Origin of the sequence: Comamonas thiooxydans (genome assembly GCF_002157685.2) — a bacterium.
GTDB classification, from domain to species: Bacteria; Pseudomonadota; Gammaproteobacteria; order Burkholderiales; family Burkholderiaceae_C; genus Comamonas; species Comamonas testosteroni_H.
Genome location: NZ_AP026738.1, coordinates 3891839 through 3912264 on the forward strand (window position 1 = coordinate 3891839; position 20426 = coordinate 3912264).

The window sequence follows — 20426 nt, forward strand, 5'->3', positions numbered from 1 at the left end:
TTTTTCTTCCTTCACAAAATTCTTGGGCTCAGTGCACGAGCAGCAATACCAGCAGGGCCGGCAGCACCAGTCCCAGGCCCACCATGGGCCAGGTCATGGGTCGGCGCTGCGCATGCATCTTCAGGATCAGCAGACCCGTAATGCAGAACACCAGGCAGCCAATCGCAAAGACATCTATGAACAGGCTCCAGGCTCCGCCCGTATTACGCCCCTTGTGCAAGTCGTTGAGGTAGGAGATCCAGCCTCGGTCGGTCTTCTCGTACTCGACCGCGCCCTCCTTCAGGTCCACACGCAGCCAGGCATCGCCGCCCGGGCGCGGCATGGGCACATAGGCCTCGTCTTCGCTCCACTCCACTGCAAAACCCTTGGCACTGACCTTGATCTGCTGAGCCAGCCAGCCATCCACCTCGGCAGGCAAGCCCACGGCATTCTTGTTCGCCGCTTCCACACCATGCCTCTGGGCTTGCTGCAGTTTTTCGAGCAAATCCCGAGGCAGTTGTGCATCACGCGATTCGACCTTGGGCTTGGACTCGATCTGCCCGGCGTGATTCAGGGTGAATCCCGTCACGGCAAACAGCAGCATGCCGATCAGGCAGATGGCGGAGCTGATCCAGTGCCACTCATGTAATTTCTTGAGCCAGTACGCCCGCTGCGGGGCGTTGGAGGAAGCCGCGGTCATTCAGAACTTTCTGGGATTGCGTTGCCGCCGGGCCGGGCAGAGCCGACCTTTGGGACATAGCGCCACAAGGCCAGTCCTTGCTTGCGCAGCAAGCCGGCATTCTAGTTGTGCAGATTCTAAATGCATCTCACTTTTATTTACTTTACTTGACGTAAACAAAGCGCCCGCCCAAGGCCAGGGCATTTACGCCATCCCGAAAACTCGTGGCTGCATAGACCGGCAGAACCCGCACCGTCTATCCAGGCAGCCTGTCTGTTGCCGTACTGCAACAAAACGTAGATTATCGGACTCCATTATTGAATGGTATCGAGAATTATTATCAATATCACCTAGAATTCGCACGCTTTTTCAAAAATCGACTCTTCATCAAAAGCATGTCCAACAACCATCTGACCCCGACCGACTCCAACGGCTTGCGCTGCGAGCTCAAGCAAATCGTGATTGCCGCAGGCCTGTGCCTGATTGGCGCCAGCGCGATGGCTCAGCAGGAAACCACCTTGTCCACCGTGAATGTGGAAGCCGCTGCCGACGCCAGCTTCAAGACCGAAGCCAGCCCTCAGGGCAAGTTCACAGCGCCCCTGCTGGACACGCCCAAGACCGTTCAGGTCATCAATGAAGAGATCATCAAGCAAACAGGTGCCACCAGCTTGCAGGATGCTCTGCGCTCCACCCCCGGCATCACCTTCGGCAACGGCGAAGGCGGCAACCCCAGCGGCGACCAACCCTTCATCCGCGGCATGGACGCCCAGTCCAGCACCTTTGTGGACGGCATGCGTGACATCGCCGCCGGTACCCGCGAACTGTTCAACGTCGAAGCCGTGGAAGTCATCAAGGGTGCTGACTCCGCCTACGCTGGTCGCGGCGGCGCAGGCGGCTCCATCAATATCACCACCAAGAAGGCCAAGAACGAGAACTTCATCTCGGGCGACGTGGGTCTGGGTACCGACAACTATCTGCGCGGCACACTGGACATCAACCGCAAGATCAACGAGACCACCGGCATTCGCCTGAACGCCATGGGCCACAGTGCCGACGTTCCCGGCCGCAACGGTCCTGACAACAAGCGCTGGGGCATTGCCCCCACCGTGACCTTTGGCATGGGCACAGCCACCGAAGTGACCCTGTCCTGGCAGCATCTGCAGACCGACAACACCCCCGACGGCGGCGTACCTTATCTGTATAGCAATGGTGCCAACGCAGCCGGTTCAACCAACGCAACGCAACTGCCCGGTGGCTCCAAGATTCGCCCCACTTACGGCAACAGCCGCGACAACTGGTATGGGCTGAACAACCGTGACTACGAGAAGGAAAAGAGCGATCTGTTCACGGCCTCGGTCACCCACAAGTTCACCGACACCAACAAGATCCGCAACAGCCTGCGCTATAGCAAGACCAAGCAGGACTATGTCTGGACACAGCCCGACGACTCCAAGGGCAATGCCCTCAATGGCTATGTCTGGCGCCGTGGCAACTATCGTGTCTATGACACCACCACGCTGCAGAACGTGACCGAGTTCACTGGCAAGGAGCAGACCGGCTCCATCGGCCACAGCTATGCCTTCGGCCTGGAACTGTCCAAGGAAAAAGCAGATGGCAGCTCGGGCGCAATCCAGAGCGGCACTGGCGTGTGCACCTCGGTGTCCGACCCCTGGTGCACCACCTTGAGCAACCCCAGCGGCGCCAATGCAGCCTGGAATGTCCCCTTGACTCTCCCAGCGCAATCTACCGTCAACAAGATCGACACCATTGCTGTCTACGGCTTTGACACTCTGAAGCTCAACGAGCAATGGCTGGTGAATGCCGGTCTGCGCGTGGACCACTACAAGCTCAACGCTTCCGGCCCCGCCGGCGGCCGTGGCGCCAGCGCCTACCCGGCGTATGACCTGAGCCGCAGCGATACGATGTTCAACTACCAGCTGGGTGTGGTCTACAAGCCCGCATCCAATGGCAGCATCTACGCCAATATCGGTACCTCTTCGCGCCCCGGTGGCTCGACTTTGGGCAACGGCAGCGAGGACCTGACCACGACCACAGATGCGCTGATCAGCCTGAAGCCGGAAAAAACCAAGTCCATCGAGCTGGGCACCAAATGGGACCTGCTGGACAAGAAGCTGAACCTGACTGCCGCAGTCTTCCGCAATGAAGTGACCAATGTGCGCATCAGCGATGCAACCGGCACGTACATGGGCGGCAACAAGGAAGTCAATGGCATCGAACTGGGCTTTACCGGCCAGATCCTGTCCAATCTGAGCGTGTTCGGTGGCTATACCTTTATGGATAGCGAATTCAAGAACATGGGCAAGGACGATGTTCGCAATGGCCTGCCCTTCTACAACACACCCAAGCACAGCTTCAGCCTGTGGACCAGCTACAAGCCCATGGCCAAACTGACACTGGGTCTGGGTATCTATGCTCAGAGCGACGTTGCTGCCAGCTACATTCAAGGCCAGGGCGGCATCGTGACCAAGGGCGCCTCCGGCTATGCCCGCTACGACGCGATGATGGCCTACCAGATCGACAAGAACCTGAGCTTTCAGCTGAACGTCTACAACCTGGGCAACAAGGTGTACTACACCGGCGTGCGCTCGCCTCATTACGCCAATATGGGCGCTGGCCGCTCGGCCGTGGCCTCGCTCAAGTTCACGTACTAATTCATGTACTGACAGGAGCAATGACAGCCCTGCCTGCGCTTGATCTGGCGCAGGCTTGCTGCAAACCATCATTCCAAGCCCCGCAGGCTCCTGATGCCAGCGGGGCTTTTTACATGCACACTTGGCGGGTCAAGCGCATTGCCGCTGGCTCGCAAAGCCTGATCTTCGCCATCAAAACCATAGCTGGTAGCGCCTATCCATAAATGTTTTCAAGCCAAGAAGTCATTGAAAGCTATAGGTATCAAACGCCACCAGCTATGGTTAATGATGTAACCCGGATCATCAACAGATAGATATCGCCTCACTTCCGCCATGTTGCTACGCATCCCCTGCCTGCTCACTCCCGATGAAGTTCGCCACTGCCGCCAGGCGCTGGAAGCCGCCAGCTGGCAGGACGGCAAGACCACGGCCGGTCATGTGGCGGCTCAGGTCAAGAGCAATCTGCAGCTGCCGCTGGACAGCAAGACCGGCCAGCAGATAGGCGACCTGATCCTGGACCGGCTGGGCCGCAACCCGCTGTTCATGTCGGCAGCCCTGCCGCTCAAGGTCCTGCCGCCGCGCTTCAATCGCTATGAAGGTGGAGGTACCTATGGCAACCATATCGACAACGCCTTCTTCACCATTCCGGGCACGGCCATCAAGGTCAGAACCGATGTCTCCACCACGGTGTTCTTCAGCGATCCTGACGAATACGAGGGCGGCGAGTTGATGGTAGAAGACACTTTCGGCCAGCAAAGCGTGAAGCTGGCGGCGGGCGACGCTATCGTCTACCCCGGCACCAGCTTGCACCGAGTCAACCCCGTGACGCGCGGCACGCGCTATGCCTCGTTCTTCTGGACGCACAGCCTGGTCAAGTCGGCGGAGCAGCGCCGTCTGCTGTTCGATCTGGACCAGAGCATTCAGCAACTCACGCAAGAGCAGCCCGAGCATCTGCGCATCGCTGCCCTCTCGGGTACCTATCACAATCTCTTGCGCATGTGGTCCGAAAGCTAGCTCCCTCCTGATCGGCTTTGCCGCCTCCCCTTGAGGGGACGGCAGCCTTTGCTGGAGTTGCCTTCGCTGGCTGCCCCCCCCACTTAGCCATGCCTGCTTTGCTGCCTCGCCCCAATCCAACCGGCTTGATTTATGACTGTTGAACCTTTGAATGCCGCAGGCCAGCCCGTCAAACCGCCACTGACGCAGATTTCCGCGCAGATAGGCTCCCTGGCGGACTACGCCCGGCTAGCCCGCGAGCATATGGAGGCTCAGGCCTGGACCCACCTGGAAAGCGGTGCGGACCAGGGTCTGACCCTGGGCCACAACCGCCAGGCCTTCGACCGCATCCGTCTCTGTCCTGAGCCACTGGCCGATCTGTCCGCCGCGCATACGCGGCAAAGCCTTTTGGGTCAGAGTCTGGACTGGCCGTTGTTGCTGGCACCGGTCGCCTACCAGCGGCTGGCGCACCCCGAAGGCGAACTCGCCACGGCGCGAGCGGCCATGGCCATGCGCACCGGCATGGTGGTCAGCACTTTGTCCAGCTGCACGCTCGAGGAAATCGCCCAGGCCGCGCAAGCCGCAGCGCAGGAGCTGGGGCGCAGCGGCCCACTGTGGTTCCAGCTCTACCAGCAGCCAACGCGCGAGCACACGCTGCAGCTGATTCGCCGCGCCGAAGATGCCGGCTACCAGGCCCTGGTCTGGACGGTGGATGCCCATATCAAGCGCTCCAGCTACCCGCTGCCGCCAGGCGTGGAGGCCGTCAATCTGCGTGGCATTCCCCAGCCACGGCAGACCGGCGATCTGATGAGCGAGCACATTCTGTTCGGCAGCGAACTGGCCCGAGGCGCACCCACCTGGGACGACCTGGTCTGGCTGCGTCAGCAAACCCGGTTGCCCCTGATCGTCAAAGGTCTGCTCTCGGCCCGCGCCGCCGCGCAAGCCGTGGAGCTGGGGGCCGATGCCATCGTGGTATCCAACCATGGCGGGCGAGTGCTGGACACCGCCGTCTCCCCCCTCGAAGTGCTGCCGGCCATTCGTGCGGCCACGCCTGCCCATATTCCACTGCTGATGGACGGCGGCGTGCGCCAGGGCACCGATGTACTCAAGGCCATCGCGCTGGGTGCCAGCGCCGTGCTGCTGGGTCGGCCGCAAATGCATGCCCTGGCAGTGGCCGGCATGCTGGGCGTGGCTCATATGCTGTATCTGCTGCGCGCCGAGCTGGAGCTGGCCATGGCCCAGACCGGCTGCGCCAGCCTTGAGCAGATCGGGCCCGGGCTCTTAACCACTTGCTGATTGTGCGTAATTTGGTGGCATGCATTGCAAATGCGATGGATTCTCATTTATACTCCGCCTATTACATCAATAGCCAGCAACAACTGCCTGTAGCCATGATCGTCTGTGTATGCCGCCGGGTTTCTGACCGAGAAATAGCACGCCACGCGCATGCGGGGATGAGCTTTGACGAAATCCAGTTTGAATTGGGTGTTGCCACACAATGCGGGCGCTGCGAAGGCTGCGCACGCGATGTCGTCGCCCAGTGCAGTGCAAGCCATCCGATCGCGGCCATCCACAACGAAGCGCAATCCTGCGCGTCGGTGCAGACGGTTCAGCTTGCCACCAACATTCTGGAAAGCAAAGCATGGCCCACTTCTCCGTCCTCTCAGCCGTCTTTGGCAGTCTGATTCTCGTGATGGTATGCACCTGGTGGATCCTGCGTGAATGATGCAATCCTGTCAGCGTGCCCTGCTTCCTGTGCCTGCTATTGCCGGTTGACCAGCGCTTCTCCCTTCTGATCCCAGCCTGCGCTGGTTGCTCTTCTCGTTCTTATGTCCCAGTCTGATCGATTTGCACCTGCCAGCGGCCCAAGCCGCAATATGGCAGTTGCTGGTGCTGTGGTTGTCGTACACGCTGCCGCCCTGTGGGCCATGCAGCATGGCCTGGCACAGCAAAAGCCGCCAGAGATAGTGATTCCCGCCAGCGTGATTGCCCAGTTTGTGGCACCGCCGGCTGCCGAACCTACCCCGCCGGCCCCTCCCCCTCCTCCCAAGCCTCCGGCACCAGCACCCAAGCCCGAGACCAAACCGCAGCCCAAGCCCGAAGTCAAGAAGGCTCCGCTGCCCAAGGCCATCAAGGACCCGACACCGGCACCGGCTGCACCTCAAGGGGCATTGGAGAACAGCGACAGCAAACCGGACAAGACACCGCCGGCGCCACCCGCGCCCCCGGCACCTCCGGCTCCGCCTGCGCCTCCCGCACCACCAGCCCCACCCAAGATCGAGCAGCCATCGAGCAATGCGGCCTATCTGAACAACCCCGCTCCCGCTTATCCTTCGGTCAGCAAGCGCATGGGGGAACAAGGCAAGGTGCTGCTGCGCGTCTATATCAACGAGCAGGGCCAGCCCGAGAAAATCGAAATCAAGCAGTCCAGCGGCTTTGACCGCCTAGATGACGCCGCCGTCAACACCGTGCGCCAGTGGAAGTTTGTCCCCGGCAAGCGCAACGGCGTAGCCGAACCCATGTGGCACATCGTGCCCATCAACTTTGTTCTCAAATAAATCTGCAGTTCTCAGGAGTACCCATGGAATCCCAATTCGGCATTGCCCACGTCTGGACACAGGGCGACTTCGTGACCAAAGGCGTGGCCATCATCTTGCTGGTCATGTCGGTGGCCTCTTGGCTGGTCATCATTCTCAAGGCGCTGGATATTGTGAAATTCAAGAAGTTCGCTACCCAGGCGCAGGACTTCTGGCACAGCCCCGATCTGGCCACTGGCCTGGAAAAGCTGGGTGACGACAAGCAGAACCCCTTCCGCTTCATGGTGCTCGAAGGCCGTGAAGCCTCCGCCCACCACCGCAAGACCAGCGTCCACCTGCATGACACGCTGGACATCAGCGACTGGGTGACCCGCTGCCTGCGCAACGGCATCAACGAATTCACGGCCCGCCTGCAATCCGGCCTGGCCATTCTGGCCTCCGTGGGCTCGACCGCTCCCTTCATCGGCCTGTTCGGCACCGTCTGGGGCATCTACCACGCCCTGGTGGCCATCGGCATGTCCGGTCAGTCTTCTATCGACAAGGTGGCCGGCCCCATCGGCGAAGCGCTGATCATGACTGCCCTGGGTCTGGCCGTCGCCATCCCCGCCGTGCTGGGCTATAACGCTCTGGTGCGTGGCAACAAGGGCATTTTGAACGCCCTCAACAGCTTTGCCCACGACGTGCACGCCTATTTCGTGACTGGTGCCCGCGTTTCCGTGGACGGCCAGGTCTCTGGCAACGTGCTGCCCCTGAAGAAAGGCGCCTAAGCCATGTCATTCGGAACCATGGACGATGGGGACAGCGATGATGTGATGAATGAGATCAATATGACGCCTCTGGTGGACGTCATGCTGGTTCTGCTCATCATCTTCATCATCACCGTGCCCGTGATGAAACACTCGGTCAACGTGGACCTGCCTCGCGCCACCAACCAGCCCGAGGACACCAAGCCTGCCACCGTGCAGCTGGGCATCACGGCCGACGGTAAATATTCCTGGAACGGTCAGGAAATCAGTGACGAGCAGCTGGAGACCAATCTTCAGACCGAGGCCGTCAAGGAGCCGCAGCCCGACCTGCATATCCGCGGCGACAAGGAAGTGCGTTACGAACGCGTGGCCCAGGCCATGGCCGCCGCCCAGCGTGCCGGCGTCAAGAAAATCGGCTTTGTGACCGACCCATCCAAATAAGCCCATGCTTGCAAAAAACGGCCCTCAGGGGCCGTTTTTTTATTGCGGAACCTGCATCAAAACAGCATTCAAGCCGCCCGGCACAGGCACAAACTGCTGATGGACCGCCGGCAAAAGTCCTCAGATGCAGCTGGACAGATTCCAGTTGAAAAATAAATGGCACTTTTTTGCGAATGAGATTAAGTATCACTTGCTTTTCAATTGAGAATTGTTATCATTACACAAGTTTTTGATCTTAAGGAATCACGGCATGTCTGCACCGCTTGTTGCGACCTCACAGCCCAACAACCGTAGCACCTCCTCCATGGCTGCTGCAACCCCCTCAGCCGCTGCCGGCTCCAGCCTGGGCCTGGACAGCGCCCTGCTGCTCAACGGTCAGAAAGCCGTCACCATCTTGCACAACGGCACGCCCTATCGCCTGCAGGCCACCAAGCTGGGCAAGCTCATTCTGACCAAATAAACCGTTTCATCGTGGGGCGACACCGCAAGTGTCGATTCGCCAGCCATAGTCGTTGTAGAGCACTTGCCCTCTCTTGTGCTCACACTTCACATAGCCACGCGTTTTTTCCTCATTCGCAACCCGCCAAAACAAAACCCCTGCGCGCATCAAGCGGCAGGGGTTTTGTTTTGGACTCTGCCACCGCAGTGGCAAAGTCAGCAATTACAGGCCCAGGGCAGCAATGCCGGCTTTGGCAACCTGTGCGTCTTCATTGGCCTTCACACCGGAAACACCCACGGCACCCAGCACCTGACCGTCCTTGACGATGGCCACGCCACCTTCGAGCAGGCCGTCCACAAACGGAGCGCTCAGGAAAGCGGTGCGGCCATTGTTGATCATGTCTTCAAAAGCCTTGGTGTCCTTGCGGCCCACGGCTGCAGAGCGAGCCTTGGCGGGGGCGATATGCGAAGAGATGGGAGCAGCACCATCCATGCGCTGCAACAGCAGCAGATGGCCGCCGTCGTCCACGATGGAGATCGTCACGGGCCAGTTGTTCTTCAGTGCTTCAGCTTCGGCAGCCGCAGCGATGGCTTTCACATCGGCCAGTTCGAGTTCGTGCTTGGTCTTCATAAGATAAAAAGCTCCGTTGGATTGTCAATGCAGCAAGCATATTCTGTACTTTGCAGGCAAAAGTAGATGCGATGTGAAAAACATTCCATCCTAAAACTGCCGCATTGCAACGGGGTATTGCAAAGGCTTCTCAAGACCCCCACCTAGAATGACAATGTTTCAACACACAATTCCTGAAGGAGGAATGGCTACATGAACGAACAAGTCACCACACTGGGCTCTGCGGGCTACGGTGTCTCGCAGCAAGAGCGCAACCGTGTCTTGCGCAATACCTACTGGCTGCTGGCACTCAGCCTGATCCCCACCGTGCTGGGTGCTTGGCTGGGCGTAGCCACTGGCATGACTCGCGCGCTGACTGGCGGCGTGGGCCTGATCGTGTTCATGGTCGGCGCCTTCGGCTTCATGTTCGCGATCGAGAAGACCAAGCACAGCGCCGCTGGCGTGCCCGTGCTGCTGGCCTTCACCTTCTTCATGGGCCTGATGCTCTCGCGCCTGATCGGCATGATCCTGGGCTTCTCCAACGGCACCCAGCTGATCATGACTGCCTTTGCCGGTACCGCGGGCGTGTTCTTCGTGATGGCCATGCTGGCCACCGTGATCAAGCGCGACCTGTCGGGCATGGGCAAGTTCCTGTTCGTGGGCGCCCTGGTGCTGATGGTGGGAGCCATCATCAACGTCTTCGTGGGCTCCACGGCTGGCATGATGGCCATCTCCATGCTGGCTATCGGCATCTTCTCCGCCTACATGCTGTATGACCTCAAGCAGATCATCGACGGCGGCGAGACCAACTACATCAGCGCCACCCTGGCCCTGTATCTGGACCTGTTCAACGTGTTCCAGAGCCTGCTGGCCCTGCTGGGCATCATGGGCGGCGACCGCGACTAAACCTCGCCACCACCCAAGCAAAAAGGAGTGCCTTGCGCACTCCTTTTTGTTTCCAGTAACCTTGGCATCAAGCGCAGTCATCGCATTGATGGATATTTCAGTCATGGCCTAAATTTCCGACTGCCGCTGCCGATAAGCAGACAAGATGAAGCCAAACCACCTTCCCCGCGCACTTGCCATTGCCCTGCTGCCTCTGGTACTGGCAGGCTGCAAGATCGAAGACATTCCGGGCCTGGGCCCTGATCCACGCACCGTGGCGCGCGAATCCGAAGCCAAGGCCATTGGCGGCGCCTGCCGGCATGCCATGCGCGGACTGGAAGACTGCTACGTCCTCAACCCCAAGGCACCCAAGGCGCTGGTGTTTGCGGGCTGGAAGGACATGGATGAATACATGCGCTCCAACAAGATCGAAGGCGTGCCTTCCGTGCTGGGACAGAGTGCCGCCGAGAAACGCGGTGCCCCGGAGCCCGACAACAGCAGCAGCCGCAACCGCAGCTGAAATCGCTGATGGCAGGCCCGGAGCATGAGCTCCTGGCCCTGTCACTCAGCATTGATCGGCACAAGCCGTAGCAACAGCGCTACGGCTTTTTTTATGTCCGGCCACCGCCCTGCCTAGGCACTCCCGGATGTCATATTTTCTTTACGTGTATTGAATACAAACAATTCTCATTTATATTCATGAATTATTGATTCCATTCTTAGCTGCACATACGCGCATCCCAGCGACGAGTTCTGTTGTGCTCTCAACCATGGGGACAAGACTGCCGTGCCAGATGATGACTTCAACCAACTACGCCTTGAGCATGAGGCCCTCATGCTGACCTATATGGAAGTGCAGACCCGCTGCACGGCACAGATGCAATCGCTGGCACGCGAAGTGGAAGCCCTCAAGCGGCAGCTTGTGCACCTCAGGGCCAAAGTCATTGTCCGTGACAGCGCACTGGCCTGGGAGCGTGAGCAGCGCCACGCGTTGGCCCAGGCAATGGCACTGAATCTGGTGCAAGCTCCCCCTCAAGTACCTCAGGCAACGACGGCGGCCGACATTGACTGGCCTTCGGTCGAGACTGCCGACAGCCAGGCCCTGGCCGAGCAGCAGTTGCTGGAGGACAGCCTGCATGCTGCCGATCTGGTGATCTGCCAGACGGGCTGCATCAGCGACGGTGCCTACTGGCGGGTGAAGGATCACTGCAAGCGCACTGGCAAGACCTGCCTGCTGGTGGATCAGCCGACCGCCTTGCGGGTGGTGCGCATTCATCCATCGGGAGAGGACGGAAAAGTCGTGGCAGCCCAAGCCTGCATCGAAGGTGCCTCATGAGAGTCCGCACGACAAACGCCTCGGCTGCCGATTTGCTGTCCGCCTGGAAGCGGCACACCCGCACAGCACTGGCCGCAACGCTGGAGCATCGTCATCTCTCGGCACAAAAGCACTATCGCCATGCGCAGCAGCTGAGTCTGCAACTACTCAGCGCGGAACCCGCAGACACTGCCGACGATGACCGCATTGCGGCCTTTGTCGTGGCCCACCTGAATCTGGCGGATGCCTTTGACGCCGCAGGCCAGCCGGGTTCGTCCTCCGAATGTCTGCATGAGGCGCAGAAGACGCTGATGTCACTGCTGCAGCAGGGCTGCACCAGCCCTTCCCTAAGTCTGGCGATATACCGTCATCTGCCCCAGCTGCTGGCCGCACGGGCCGAGCAAGATGGAGCAGACACTCATGCCAGCGCTGACGTCTGTGCCTCGATATCTGCAGCCCTTCTCACTCACCCCGCCAGCGACAGGCAGTCCCGCCTTGCCAGCTTCGAGCCCGTGCATTCATCACTGCACTGACTTCCCTCTCTCTCACTGCCAAGGCTTTCCCTCATGAGCTATACCCTGCCCCCACTGGCCTACGACTACGCGGCACTGGAGCCGCATATCGATGCGCAAACCATGGAGATCCACTACTCCAAGCACCATCAGACCTACGTCAACAACCTCAATGCGGCACTCGAAGGCAGCGAGTACGCGCAATGGTCGCTGGAAGATCTGCTCGCCAAGGTCGAATCGCTGCCGCAAACGCTGCGTCAAGCGGTGCGCAACAACGGCGGCGGCCATGCCAATCACAGCCTGTTCTGGCAAGTCATGTCTCCTGGCGCAGGAGGCCTGCCGCAAAACGCTCTTGCAGCAGCCATTGACAAGGACCTGGGCAGCTTCGAGAACTTCAAGACCGAATTCACCAAGGCGGCCATCAGCCGCTTTGGCAGCGGCTGGGCCTGGCTCAGCGTGGACCGCAGCGGCAAGCTGCATGTGGAAAGCAGCGCCAACCAGGACAACCCTCTGATGCTGGGCATTGGCAGCGGCAACACGCCGATTCTGGGCCTGGACGTATGGGAGCATGCCTATTACCTGAAATACCAGAACCGCCGCCCCGAATACATCGCCGCCTTCTACAACGTGGTGGACTGGAATGAAGTGGCACGCCGCTTCGCCGCCGCCACCCAGGCTGTCAGGAGCTGAACCATGGGCCCGGACGGACTGCAGACCGCCTCTTCCAGCCATACCCCTCTGCCGCTCAGGACCCGGCTCGGGCTGCTGATCTCTGCGGCCGGCGCTCTGGTGCTGGCATCCATGGTCTGGAAGCAGCTGCAGACCAATCCCGCAGCACTGAATGCACTGCTGGGCGGCAGTGTGGCGGCGCTGGCGACCGCGCTGGGCGCTTTGCCTGTGCTGCTGACCCAGCATCCGTCCGAACGCACACAGGACACGCTGTTTGGCTTTGGCGCAGGCGTGATGCTGGCTGCCTGCGCCTTTTCATTGATTCTCCCCGGTCTGGAAGCCGCCAAGGCAGCGACCTCGCCCGCCGGCAGCGAATGGCTGGGCGGAGCCTTGATCGGCACAGCCATCTTGCTCGGAGGTGCAGCCCTGCTGGTCATGGATCGCCTGCTGCCGCACGAACACTTCATCAAAGGCCGTGAAGGCGCCGATGCCAAGCAGCTGCGGCGCACCTGGCTGTTTGTCATTGCCATCACCCTGCACAATCTTCCGGAGGGTCTGGCCATAGGCGTGGGCTATGCCGCCAACGAGGGGCTGCGCGCCAGCTCGCTCACGCTGGGCATTGCCATACAGGATGTGCCCGAGGGTTTTGTCGTCGCAGCCTCTTTGCTGGCGGCCGGCTATACCCGCGGTTTTGCAGTGGTGCTGGGGGCTCTGACAGGGTTGATCGAGCCCTTGGGAGCCGTGATCGGCGCCATCGTGGTCAGCAGCTCCACCATGCTGCTGCCCTGGGGTCTGGGCTTCGCCGCTGGTGCCATGCTATTTGTCATCAGCCACGAAATCATTCCCGAATCGCATCGCAAAGGCCATGAAGCCTGGGCCACCACAGGGCTCATGCTGGGCTTTGTGCTGATGATGATTCTGGATACGTCTCTTGGCGGCTGAACTGCGCCGCGCAGGCGCAGTTCAGGGCATGCTCGCTTATGCGCGCTCGAAAACGGCCATGGACTCCACATGCGCCGTATGCGGGAACATATTCACCACACCGGCTGCCACGCAGCGATAGCCGGCCTGGTGTACCAGCAAGCCCGCATCGCGTGCCAGCGTGGCCGGGTTGCAGCTCACATAGACAATGCGCTTGGGGAACTGCCAGTTTTCCTGCCCCTCGGGCAGCGGCGGCAACAAATCGGGCTGCTCTTCGCTGGCCACACCGGTCTGCTTGGCGCCGATGCGGATCTGGTGAATATCGGCCAGCGCCTTGGACAGCGCAAACGCACCTTCACGCGGAGGATCGACCAGCCATTTGTCGGAATTACCGTCGGCAATCAGCATGGCAGGCGTCATCTCGAAAAGATTGCGCGCCACAAAGCTGGTGGGAGCCAGCTTGTCGTCTTCGCTGCGCGTGGCATTGTTGCCAGCGTAGTTCTCGTGCGAACGCTTGACCAGTGTTTCCGAGCCTTCGATGCCCAGTACCTCGCGCGCCATGGTGGCAATGGGCAGCGTGAAGTTGCCAAGACCGCAGAACCAGTCGATGACGCGCTCGTTCTTTTTCGCATCCAGCAGACGCAGCGAGCGTGTGACCAGCACGCGGTTGATATGCGGATTGACCTGAGTGAAATCGGTCGGCTTGAACGGCATGGTGATGCCGAAGTCCGGCAGACCATAGGACAGCTGTGTGCCGCCTTCTTCCATCAAATGCACGGTATCCGGGCCCTTGGGCTGCAGCCACCATTGCACGTTCTGCGCGGCGGCAAAGTCGCGCAGGCGCTGCTTGTCGGCGTCCGACAGAGGTTCCAGATGGCGCAGCACCAGGGCGGTGACATGGTCACCGCAAGCCACTTCGATCTGCGGGCAGGTTTCGCGGGCATCCATGCTGGCGATCAGTGCGCGCATGGGCATGAGCATTGCGTCCACATGGGGCGGCAAAATCTTGCAGACCTCCATGTCGGCGATGTAGCGGCTCTTGCGCTCGTGGAAGCCCACCAGCACCTTGCCCTTCTTGGCCACATAGCGCACCGACAGGCGCGAGCGGAAGCGATAGCCCCAGGCCGGGCCTTCGATGGGGCGCAGCAACGTCTCGGGCTTGACCTTGGCCAGATGCCAGAGGTTGTCTTCCAGTACACGCTGCTTGATGGCAACCTGGGCCGCCACATGCAGATGCTGCATCTTGCAGCCACCGCAGGCGCCGGCGTGCAGGCCGAAATTGGGGCAGCCGGGCGTCACGCGCTGCGAGGATTCACGGTGGATTTCGGTCAGCGTGGCCGCTTCCCAGTTGTTCTTCTTGCGATGGGTGTTGGCGCTGACGATTTCACCGGTCAGGGCGCCGTCGATGAAGACCACCTTGCCATCGGGCTTGCGGGCTACACCCTGGGCATCCATGTCCATGGACAGCACTTCCAGCCAGCCCTCGGGCAGCGCCGGGGCATCGGATGGGACTTCGGGCAGGTTCTCGGGAATTTTGTTGTCGCGGGATTCACTCATGGTGCCCGATTGTCTCAGGCCACCCCATACCCGAGGGCAGACCACGGCAAAAAACTGCACGGACTACGGGATGACGCCCTGGCCCCGGCATCCGCCGCGCGTCAGATAGCAAGCATCAAAATTGCCTCAAACGCTTGGTGGTCAATCGCCAACAGCTATGCAATCAGAAGCGCTGCTCTTCACGCAGGCGACGCTCGCGGTTGTTGCGCGCCGCAGCAATCTGGGCACGCTCGGCGATCAGATTGACCTCGGTGGCGCAGTTGTACTCGTCGAGCGAGAAAAACATGCGCGCTCCGGGGGAGAGTTGCGACACCGTCTGGTGCAGGGGCAGAGAGAGATCGACCGGCGCCACATTGGAGCGATAGATCAGCTCGTTATTGGGGGCATAGACAAAATAGCAGGCAGCCGACGCGGCCTGGGCCAAGGCACAGGCCGACAAAATCAACGCAGCACGCAAGGCGGATGCAGCGGTCATGAACTCTCCCTTCCCTAACGGGGCTTCATGCCCCTGTAATGCAGCTATTTTACGAGTACGGACACAGTGAGCAAATCGGCTCGAATTTTCTTCAGCCAAAGAAAATCCGCTTCCAATCCTGCCCACCAGAGCGCGCTGATCACAGTATCAGCGCCCTAAGCAGTAAAGTGGCTTTTCAAAAACACAAATTTCTGTATTGACAGAAATTTCAGACAAGACCACACTACATCCCATGCAACTGAGTCCTATCGCTGAACGCTTTGTGCACCACTGGGGAGATATGGGAAACGCCTGGGGCGTAAATCGTACGGTGGCGCAAATTCATGCACTACTGTTCTTTCATGGCCGCCCCCTCAATGCCGATGAAATCTGCGAAACCCTGGGTGCGGCACGCTCCAACGTCAGCAACAGCCTCAAGGAGCTGCTGAACTGGAACCTGATTCGCAGCAGCCGCAGGAGCGGCGACCGGCGCGAGTATTTCGAGACCTCGGCCGATGTCTGGGAGCTGCTGCGCACCATCGTGCGAGAGCGCAAGCAGCGCGAGTTCGACCCCACCAGCGCACTGCTGCGTGAATTGATCGCCCAGCCCGAATTCGAGCAGGAAACGCCCGATGCCCAGGACCGCGTGCACGAGACGCTGCGCCTCATGGATTCGCTGGGCATCTGGACCGACGAAATGCTGCGCCTGTCTCCAGCCACGCTGGACAAGATCCTGCGCCTTGGCGCCAGCGTCCAGCGCTTTGTCCGAGGCAAGGATGGCGGCCGAGAAAGCGGCAACGATTGAAGCCCAACTGAATTCTGTCAAGGCAGAAAACTGCAAAGGAGTAGCGTATGCGAGTTCTGATCTGCGGCGGCACAGGCTTTCTGGGTCGACATATCGTGAATGCGCTGGCCCTGCTGGACCACGACCCCGTGGTGCGCAGCCGCCACAGCCAGCCGCCACTGGACTTTGGCGCCTGCACTACGGCCGAGGCATGGCTTGAGCATCTGCAGGGCATTGATGCCGTCATCAACGCCGTCGGTGCGCTGCGAGACAAGCCCGGCCAGGATCTGCAAACCCTGCATTCTCTGGCTCCCATCGCGCTGTTCGATGCCTGTGCCCAGGCCGGCGTGCGCCGCGTGGTGCAGGTCTCGGCCCTGGGCGCGGGTCAGGGAGGCACCCAGTATGCAAGCACCAAGCGCGCGGCCGACGAACATTTGCTGGCACTGGGCAGACAAGGCAGGCTCCATCCCGTTGTCGTGCGACCCAGCATCATCTTTGGTGCGGGCGGAGCCAGCAGCCAGCTGTTCCTGAATCTGGCCAGAATGCCCGTTTTGCTGCTGCCCGAACTCATGCGCAGCAGCCAGATACAGCCCGTGGCCGTGCGTGATCTGGCCGAAGTGCTCGCGCATATGGCGACATCGGACACCTCTGAAGGCATCGTCGAAATCGGCGGCCCCCAGCCGCTTTCGACAGAGGCTTTCATCGCCAGCCTGCGCAACCAGATGGGTTACGGCCCGGCATCGGTATACGCCCTGCCCGACTGGATGAGCAAGGGCAGCGCCAGAGTTGGCGACCAGATCCCCGCCCTGCCCTGGTGCAGTGAAACCATGGCCTTGCTGGAAAACGACAACGTTACCGATCCTCAGACCCTGACCTCGCTGCTGGGGCGCGCTCCCGTGGCTCCGGATGCCATGCTGGCCACCTTGCCCAAGGAAGGCCGCCGCCATGCCTGAGTTGCAAAACAGCAGCAGACCCAGCCCGCAGAAGCAAGCTGCCCAATTCATGCACGCGAGTCTGGTCGTTGTCTGGCTGGGCACGGCTCTGGTCAGCGCACTGGACTATCTTGGACTCTCGGGCCTCAACCACGAAGGTGCCCGCTTGCTGGACCAGGGCGGCATTGGCGATACACGCTGGCAGGCACTGCTCATCTGGTCCGGCCTGCTGGCCGATTTGGCTCTGGGTCTGGCCTTGCTGCTACGTCCGGGCCGCGCCATCTACTTGAGCGCCCTGCTGCTGATGACGGCCATGACCGTGATCGGCACGGCTCTTCAACCCACGCTGTGGCTGCACCCTCTGGGACCGCTGCTCAAGAACCTGCCCATCGCCGCCATGCTGTGGTTCCTGCTGCAAACAGACAACTCGCACAACAGGCTTGAATCATGAATACCTATCTGTTGCTCAAGACACTGCACATCCTCTCCAGCGTGCTGCTGGTCGGTACCGGCCTCGGTTCGGCCTTCTACATGTTCTTTGCCAACCGCAGCGGCTCGGTCGCGGCCCAGGCAGTGGTCAGCCGCCTGGTGGTGCGGGCCGACTGGTGGTTCACCACTCCCTGCGTCTTCATTCAGCCGGTCACGGGCATTGCCATGGCCTATCTCGCAGGCTGGCCGCTCACCACTCCCTGGCTCGCGCTTTCGCTGGGCCTGTATGCGCTGGCCGGCATCTGCTGGCTGCCCGTGGTCTGGCTGCAGATCCGCATGGCTGCAATGGCGACCCAGGCGCATAGCCAGAACCAGGCCCTGCCGCCTCTTTTCCGGCAATACCAGTTGCGCTGGGAGGCCCTGGGCTATCCCGCCTTTGTGGCCATGGCCGGCACCTATTATTTGATGGTGAACAAGCCGCAGCTCTGGGGCTGAGGTGCTTGTCGCGGGCAGATCGCCCACATCTGGTCCAAGGAGGGCAGCCGGCAGCCCATCGCAGCCATCGGACTGCCCTGAAATTCTCCAGCTACCGGAACACGCCAATCGCTTCCACAAGATTTTTCACCTGCCATTGCATGCTGCTGGAAGCCTGCGCCCCCTGGGTCACCAGCTGCGCGTTCTGCTGCGTCAGATAGTCCATGTCCGCCACCGACTTCCCGACCTGGCTGATCTCCTCGCTTTGTTCGCGCGTGGCCTTGCTGATCTCGGCAATGAAGTCCGCCACGCTGCGGGCCTGAGAGACGATATCCCCGATATTGCTCCCCGCATCGCTGACCACCAAAGAGCCCGCCTCGATGGTGGCCGTGCTGGCCTGAATCAGCGCCTTGATCTCCTTGGCTGCATCGGCGCTGCGCTGCGCCAGGGCCCGCACCTCGCCGGCAACGACGGCAAACCCCCTGCCATGCTCGCCGGCACGGGCGGCCTCCACGGCCGCATTCAGCGCCAGCAAATTGGTTTGAAAGGCAATGCTGTCAATCACGCCGACAATGTCGGCAATGCGGCGGGAGTTGGCCGTAATCGACTCCATGGTGGAGACGATCTGATCCATGGACTGCCCCCCGCGCAAGGCCGCCGCGCTGGCTTCGCTGGCCAGCACACCGGCTTTTTGTGCCGTATCGGCGCTGGACTGAACCCGGGCCGTGATCTGCTCCATAGAGGCCGAGGTCTGGGCCACATTCACCGCCAGCTGCTCCGTCTGCCCGTGCAGATAGCTGTTGCCCTGCTCGATCTCGTTACAGGCCTGCTGAACATTCAGAGCTTGCTGGTTCACATCGTCCACCAGCCAGCGAAACATGAGACCGATCTGGTTGACCGTGCGCAGCGTGGTGCCGATTTCATCCGTGCGCTGCAAGTATTCCGTCTGCCGGTTGTTGCCGGTTGCCACGTTCAGCGACTGACGCTTGAGCAGCTCCAGCGGCGTGGCGAACTGGCTCTCGAGCAATAGCGTCATCACCATCAGGGCCACCGTCATGAAGGCCGCCATCGACAGGAACTGCATCTGGCTTTGGCCCAGCAGCCAGGCGCCGAGCACCAGGGCGCCCCACAAGGCCAGCGAGTTCAGGCGAATGCGCCGGCGCACCCCCATGTGCCGCCAGATCGAAAGCAGCTTCCCCAGCCCCTTCCTGGAGACTATGCCTTTGTGCAGCTCGGGGGCTGAACCGCCCTTGTCGTGCATGGACTCGTACAGCTTTTGCGCCGCCTCGACCTCTTTGCGCTCGGGCTGTGTCCGCACGGACATATAGCCCTTGGCCTTGTCATTGCGGATGATGGGAATGGCATTGGCGCGAACCCAGTAGTGGTCCCCGTTCTTGCGCCGGTTCTTGACCAGTGCGCTCCAGGGCTCGCCGCTTTTGAGGGTGGCCCACATGTCGGCAAAAGCGGCCGGCGGCATGTCCGGGTGACGCACCAGATTGTGCGTCTGGCCGAGGATCTCTTGCGGCTCGAAGCCGCTGACCTCCATGAACGCCTGATTGGCATATTTGATGTAGCTCTCCGTGTCCGTGGTGGACATCAGAGTCGCGTGCTCATCAAAGCTGTACTCCCGCTGTGTCACTGGTGCATTGACTCTCATAGATGCCGCTTTTTGGTCATTAATCGAGAAAGACTGCACAGCCTTGTGCCGCAGCCTGTACTGCGGCAACCACCTCTGTGTGTATCAATTATTTACATGTTTTTTGCGGCCCATCCATTCCCCCAAAAGCAGCTGTTGCTCGCCTGCGTCAACGCAGATACAGAGACCTGAACCCTTCATTCAAACGCGCTTTTCTCCTACAAAGGCAGCCGCGCATCGTCCTTGATCTCCTCCATCACCGCATAGGTTCTGGTCTCGCGCACGCCCGGAAGCTGCCATAGCACCCGGCCCGCAAAGTCTCGGTAGGCGGCCATATCGGCCATGCGGGTCTTGAGCAGATAGTCAAAGCCGCCGGCCACCATATGGCATTCCATGATGGCGGGATAGGCCAGCACGGCGGCCTTGAACTCGTCAAACACATGAGGCGTGGTGCGATCCAGCAGCACCTCGACAAACACCGTCATGCCCACGCCCAGCTTCTGCGGATTCAGACGCGCCTCGTAGCCCAGGATGTAACCATCGCGCGTGAGCCGGGCCACGCGGGCCTGCACGGCCGTGGGCGAAAGCGCCACCTGTTCGGCCAGGCGCAGATTGGAGATACGCCCATCGGTTTGCAGAATTGCCAGTATTTTTCGGTCAATCCTATCGATATCCACTTCTGAAGCATCCATCATTGGTGAATTCCTCTTTTTAATCCACTCAATATAGTGATTCATTCTTCAGCAAACCAGCAATGATTTTCCCTATGTAGACAGCCGCGTCC

General features: G+C 60.5%; 24 protein-coding genes. 18 read left to right on the top strand and 6 right to left on the bottom strand.

Going from position 1 to position 20426, the window contains the following annotated elements; translation table 11 throughout:
* Positions 1-28: 28 nt before the first annotated feature.
* A complete protein-coding gene (locus CTR2_RS18035) occupies positions 29-679 on the bottom strand; it encodes a PepSY-associated TM helix domain-containing protein (RefSeq protein WP_087082148.1) in 651 nt (216 codons plus the stop codon).
* 374 nt (positions 680-1053) lie between these two features.
* Here CTR2_RS18035 and CTR2_RS18040 point away from each other — a divergent pair, with 374 nt between their 5' ends.
* The 8 genes from CTR2_RS18040 (at position 1054) to hemP (ending at position 8486) form a co-directional block, all read left to right on the top strand.
* Entirely contained in the window at positions 1054-3330 is a 2277-nt protein-coding gene (locus CTR2_RS18040; RefSeq protein ID WP_087082146.1) for a TonB-dependent receptor, read from the top strand.
* A gap of 312 nt (positions 3331-3642) precedes the next feature.
* Positions 3643-4323, top strand: coding sequence for a Fe2+-dependent dioxygenase (locus tag CTR2_RS18045; RefSeq protein WP_087082143.1), 681 nt, complete (start codon positions 3643-3645; stop codon positions 4321-4323).
* Between the two features lie 147 nt (positions 4324-4470).
* The gene (locus CTR2_RS18050) at positions 4471-5598 is read left to right on the top strand and encodes an alpha-hydroxy acid oxidase (protein WP_087082141.1); all 1128 of its coding nucleotides are present in this window, start codon (positions 4471-4473) and stop codon (positions 5596-5598) included.
* A gap of 95 nt (positions 5599-5693) precedes the next feature.
* Complete coding sequence (locus CTR2_RS18055; RefSeq protein ID WP_034358951.1) at positions 5694-5987, top strand: (2Fe-2S)-binding protein; 294 nt, start codon at positions 5694-5696, stop codon at positions 5985-5987.
* Positions 5988-6131: 144 nt separating this feature from the next.
* The gene (locus CTR2_RS18060) at positions 6132-6860 is read left to right on the top strand and encodes an energy transducer TonB (RefSeq protein WP_087082140.1); all 729 of its coding nucleotides are present in this window, start codon (positions 6132-6134) and stop codon (positions 6858-6860) included.
* Between the two features lie 23 nt (positions 6861-6883).
* Positions 6884-7606: a MotA/TolQ/ExbB proton channel family protein gene (locus CTR2_RS18065; RefSeq protein WP_003069935.1), complete on the top strand. Its 723-nt coding sequence runs from the start codon at positions 6884-6886 to the stop codon at positions 7604-7606.
* Between the two features lie 3 nt (positions 7607-7609).
* On the top strand, positions 7610-8026 hold the full coding sequence (locus tag CTR2_RS18070) for an ExbD/TolR family protein (protein ID WP_034358920.1): 417 nt from the start codon (positions 7610-7612) through the stop codon (positions 8024-8026).
* 250 nt (positions 8027-8276) lie between these two features.
* Positions 8277-8486, top strand: coding sequence for a hemin uptake protein HemP (gene hemP, locus CTR2_RS18075; RefSeq protein ID WP_087082138.1), 210 nt, complete (start codon positions 8277-8279; stop codon positions 8484-8486).
* Positions 8487-8687: 201 nt separating this feature from the next.
* On the opposite strand, the gene CTR2_RS18080 is transcribed toward hemP, so the two are convergent.
* Complete coding sequence (locus tag CTR2_RS18080) at positions 8688-9095, bottom strand: GlcG/HbpS family heme-binding protein (RefSeq protein ID WP_003053536.1); 408 nt, start codon at positions 9093-9095, stop codon at positions 8688-8690.
* 192 nt (positions 9096-9287) lie between these two features.
* Here CTR2_RS18080 and CTR2_RS18085 point away from each other — a divergent pair, with 192 nt between their 5' ends.
* From CTR2_RS18085 to CTR2_RS18110, 6 genes are all read left to right on the top strand, one after another.
* Positions 9288-9980, top strand: coding sequence for a Bax inhibitor-1/YccA family protein (locus CTR2_RS18085; RefSeq protein WP_003053535.1), 693 nt, complete (start codon positions 9288-9290; stop codon positions 9978-9980).
* A 145-nt stretch (positions 9981-10125) separates the two neighbouring features.
* Positions 10126-10479, top strand: coding sequence for a hypothetical protein (locus CTR2_RS18090; RefSeq protein WP_087082136.1), 354 nt, complete (start codon positions 10126-10128; stop codon positions 10477-10479).
* A 315-nt stretch (positions 10480-10794) separates the two neighbouring features.
* Positions 10795-11295, top strand: a complete 501-nt coding sequence (locus CTR2_RS18095) for a DUF2325 domain-containing protein (protein WP_087082134.1) — start codon at positions 10795-10797, stop codon at positions 11293-11295.
* Positions 11292-11807, top strand: a complete 516-nt coding sequence (locus CTR2_RS18100; RefSeq protein WP_087082132.1) for a hypothetical protein — start codon at positions 11292-11294, stop codon at positions 11805-11807. The genes CTR2_RS18095 and CTR2_RS18100 overlap by 4 nt, the downstream gene beginning before the upstream one ends.
* Before the next feature lie 33 nt (positions 11808-11840).
* A complete protein-coding gene (locus CTR2_RS18105) occupies positions 11841-12476 on the top strand; it encodes a superoxide dismutase (protein ID WP_087082130.1) in 636 nt (211 codons plus the stop codon).
* A gap of 3 nt (positions 12477-12479) precedes the next feature.
* Complete coding sequence (locus CTR2_RS18110; RefSeq protein WP_087082127.1) at positions 12480-13397, top strand: ZIP family metal transporter; 918 nt, start codon at positions 12480-12482, stop codon at positions 13395-13397.
* A gap of 36 nt (positions 13398-13433) precedes the next feature.
* Here CTR2_RS18110 and rlmD read toward each other — a convergent pair whose 3' ends face one another.
* Positions 13434-14933, bottom strand: coding sequence for a 23S rRNA (uracil(1939)-C(5))-methyltransferase RlmD (rlmD, locus tag CTR2_RS18115; protein WP_087082125.1), 1500 nt, complete (start codon positions 14931-14933; stop codon positions 13434-13436).
* Between the two features lie 163 nt (positions 14934-15096).
* Positions 15097-15408, bottom strand: coding sequence for a hypothetical protein (locus tag CTR2_RS18120; RefSeq protein ID WP_003053526.1), 312 nt, complete (start codon positions 15406-15408; stop codon positions 15097-15099).
* 232 nt (positions 15409-15640) lie between these two features.
* Between CTR2_RS18120 and CTR2_RS18125 the strand changes: the two genes are divergently transcribed.
* Genes CTR2_RS18125 through CTR2_RS18140 form a run of 4 tightly spaced genes read left to right on the top strand, consistent with a single transcriptional unit; the run spans position 15641 to position 18027 of the window.
* Entirely contained in the window at positions 15641-16192 is a 552-nt protein-coding gene (locus CTR2_RS18125) for a GbsR/MarR family transcriptional regulator (RefSeq protein WP_087082123.1), read from the top strand.
* Between the two features lie 47 nt (positions 16193-16239).
* Positions 16240-17124 (top strand): NAD-dependent epimerase/dehydratase family protein, encoded by an 885-nt coding sequence (locus tag CTR2_RS18130; RefSeq protein ID WP_087082120.1) that lies wholly within the window; start codon positions 16240-16242, stop codon positions 17122-17124.
* Positions 17117-17554 (top strand): DoxX-like family protein, encoded by a 438-nt coding sequence (locus tag CTR2_RS18135; RefSeq protein ID WP_087082118.1) that lies wholly within the window; start codon positions 17117-17119, stop codon positions 17552-17554. Before CTR2_RS18130 ends, CTR2_RS18135 begins: the two co-directional genes overlap by 8 nt.
* Positions 17551-18027 (top strand): DUF2269 family protein, encoded by a 477-nt coding sequence (locus tag CTR2_RS18140; protein ID WP_087082116.1) that lies wholly within the window; start codon positions 17551-17553, stop codon positions 18025-18027. The genes CTR2_RS18135 and CTR2_RS18140 overlap by 4 nt, the downstream gene beginning before the upstream one ends.
* Positions 18028-18118: 91 nt before the next feature.
* On the opposite strand, the gene CTR2_RS18145 is transcribed toward CTR2_RS18140, so the two are convergent.
* The gene (locus tag CTR2_RS18145; protein ID WP_149357059.1) at positions 18119-19663 is read right to left on the bottom strand and encodes a methyl-accepting chemotaxis protein; all 1545 of its coding nucleotides are present in this window, start codon (positions 19661-19663) and stop codon (positions 18119-18121) included.
* Between the two features lie 197 nt (positions 19664-19860).
* Positions 19861-20337 (bottom strand): Lrp/AsnC ligand binding domain-containing protein, encoded by a 477-nt coding sequence (locus tag CTR2_RS18150; RefSeq protein ID WP_034367116.1) that lies wholly within the window; start codon positions 20335-20337, stop codon positions 19861-19863.
* Between the last annotated feature and the right edge of the window lie 89 nt (positions 20338-20426).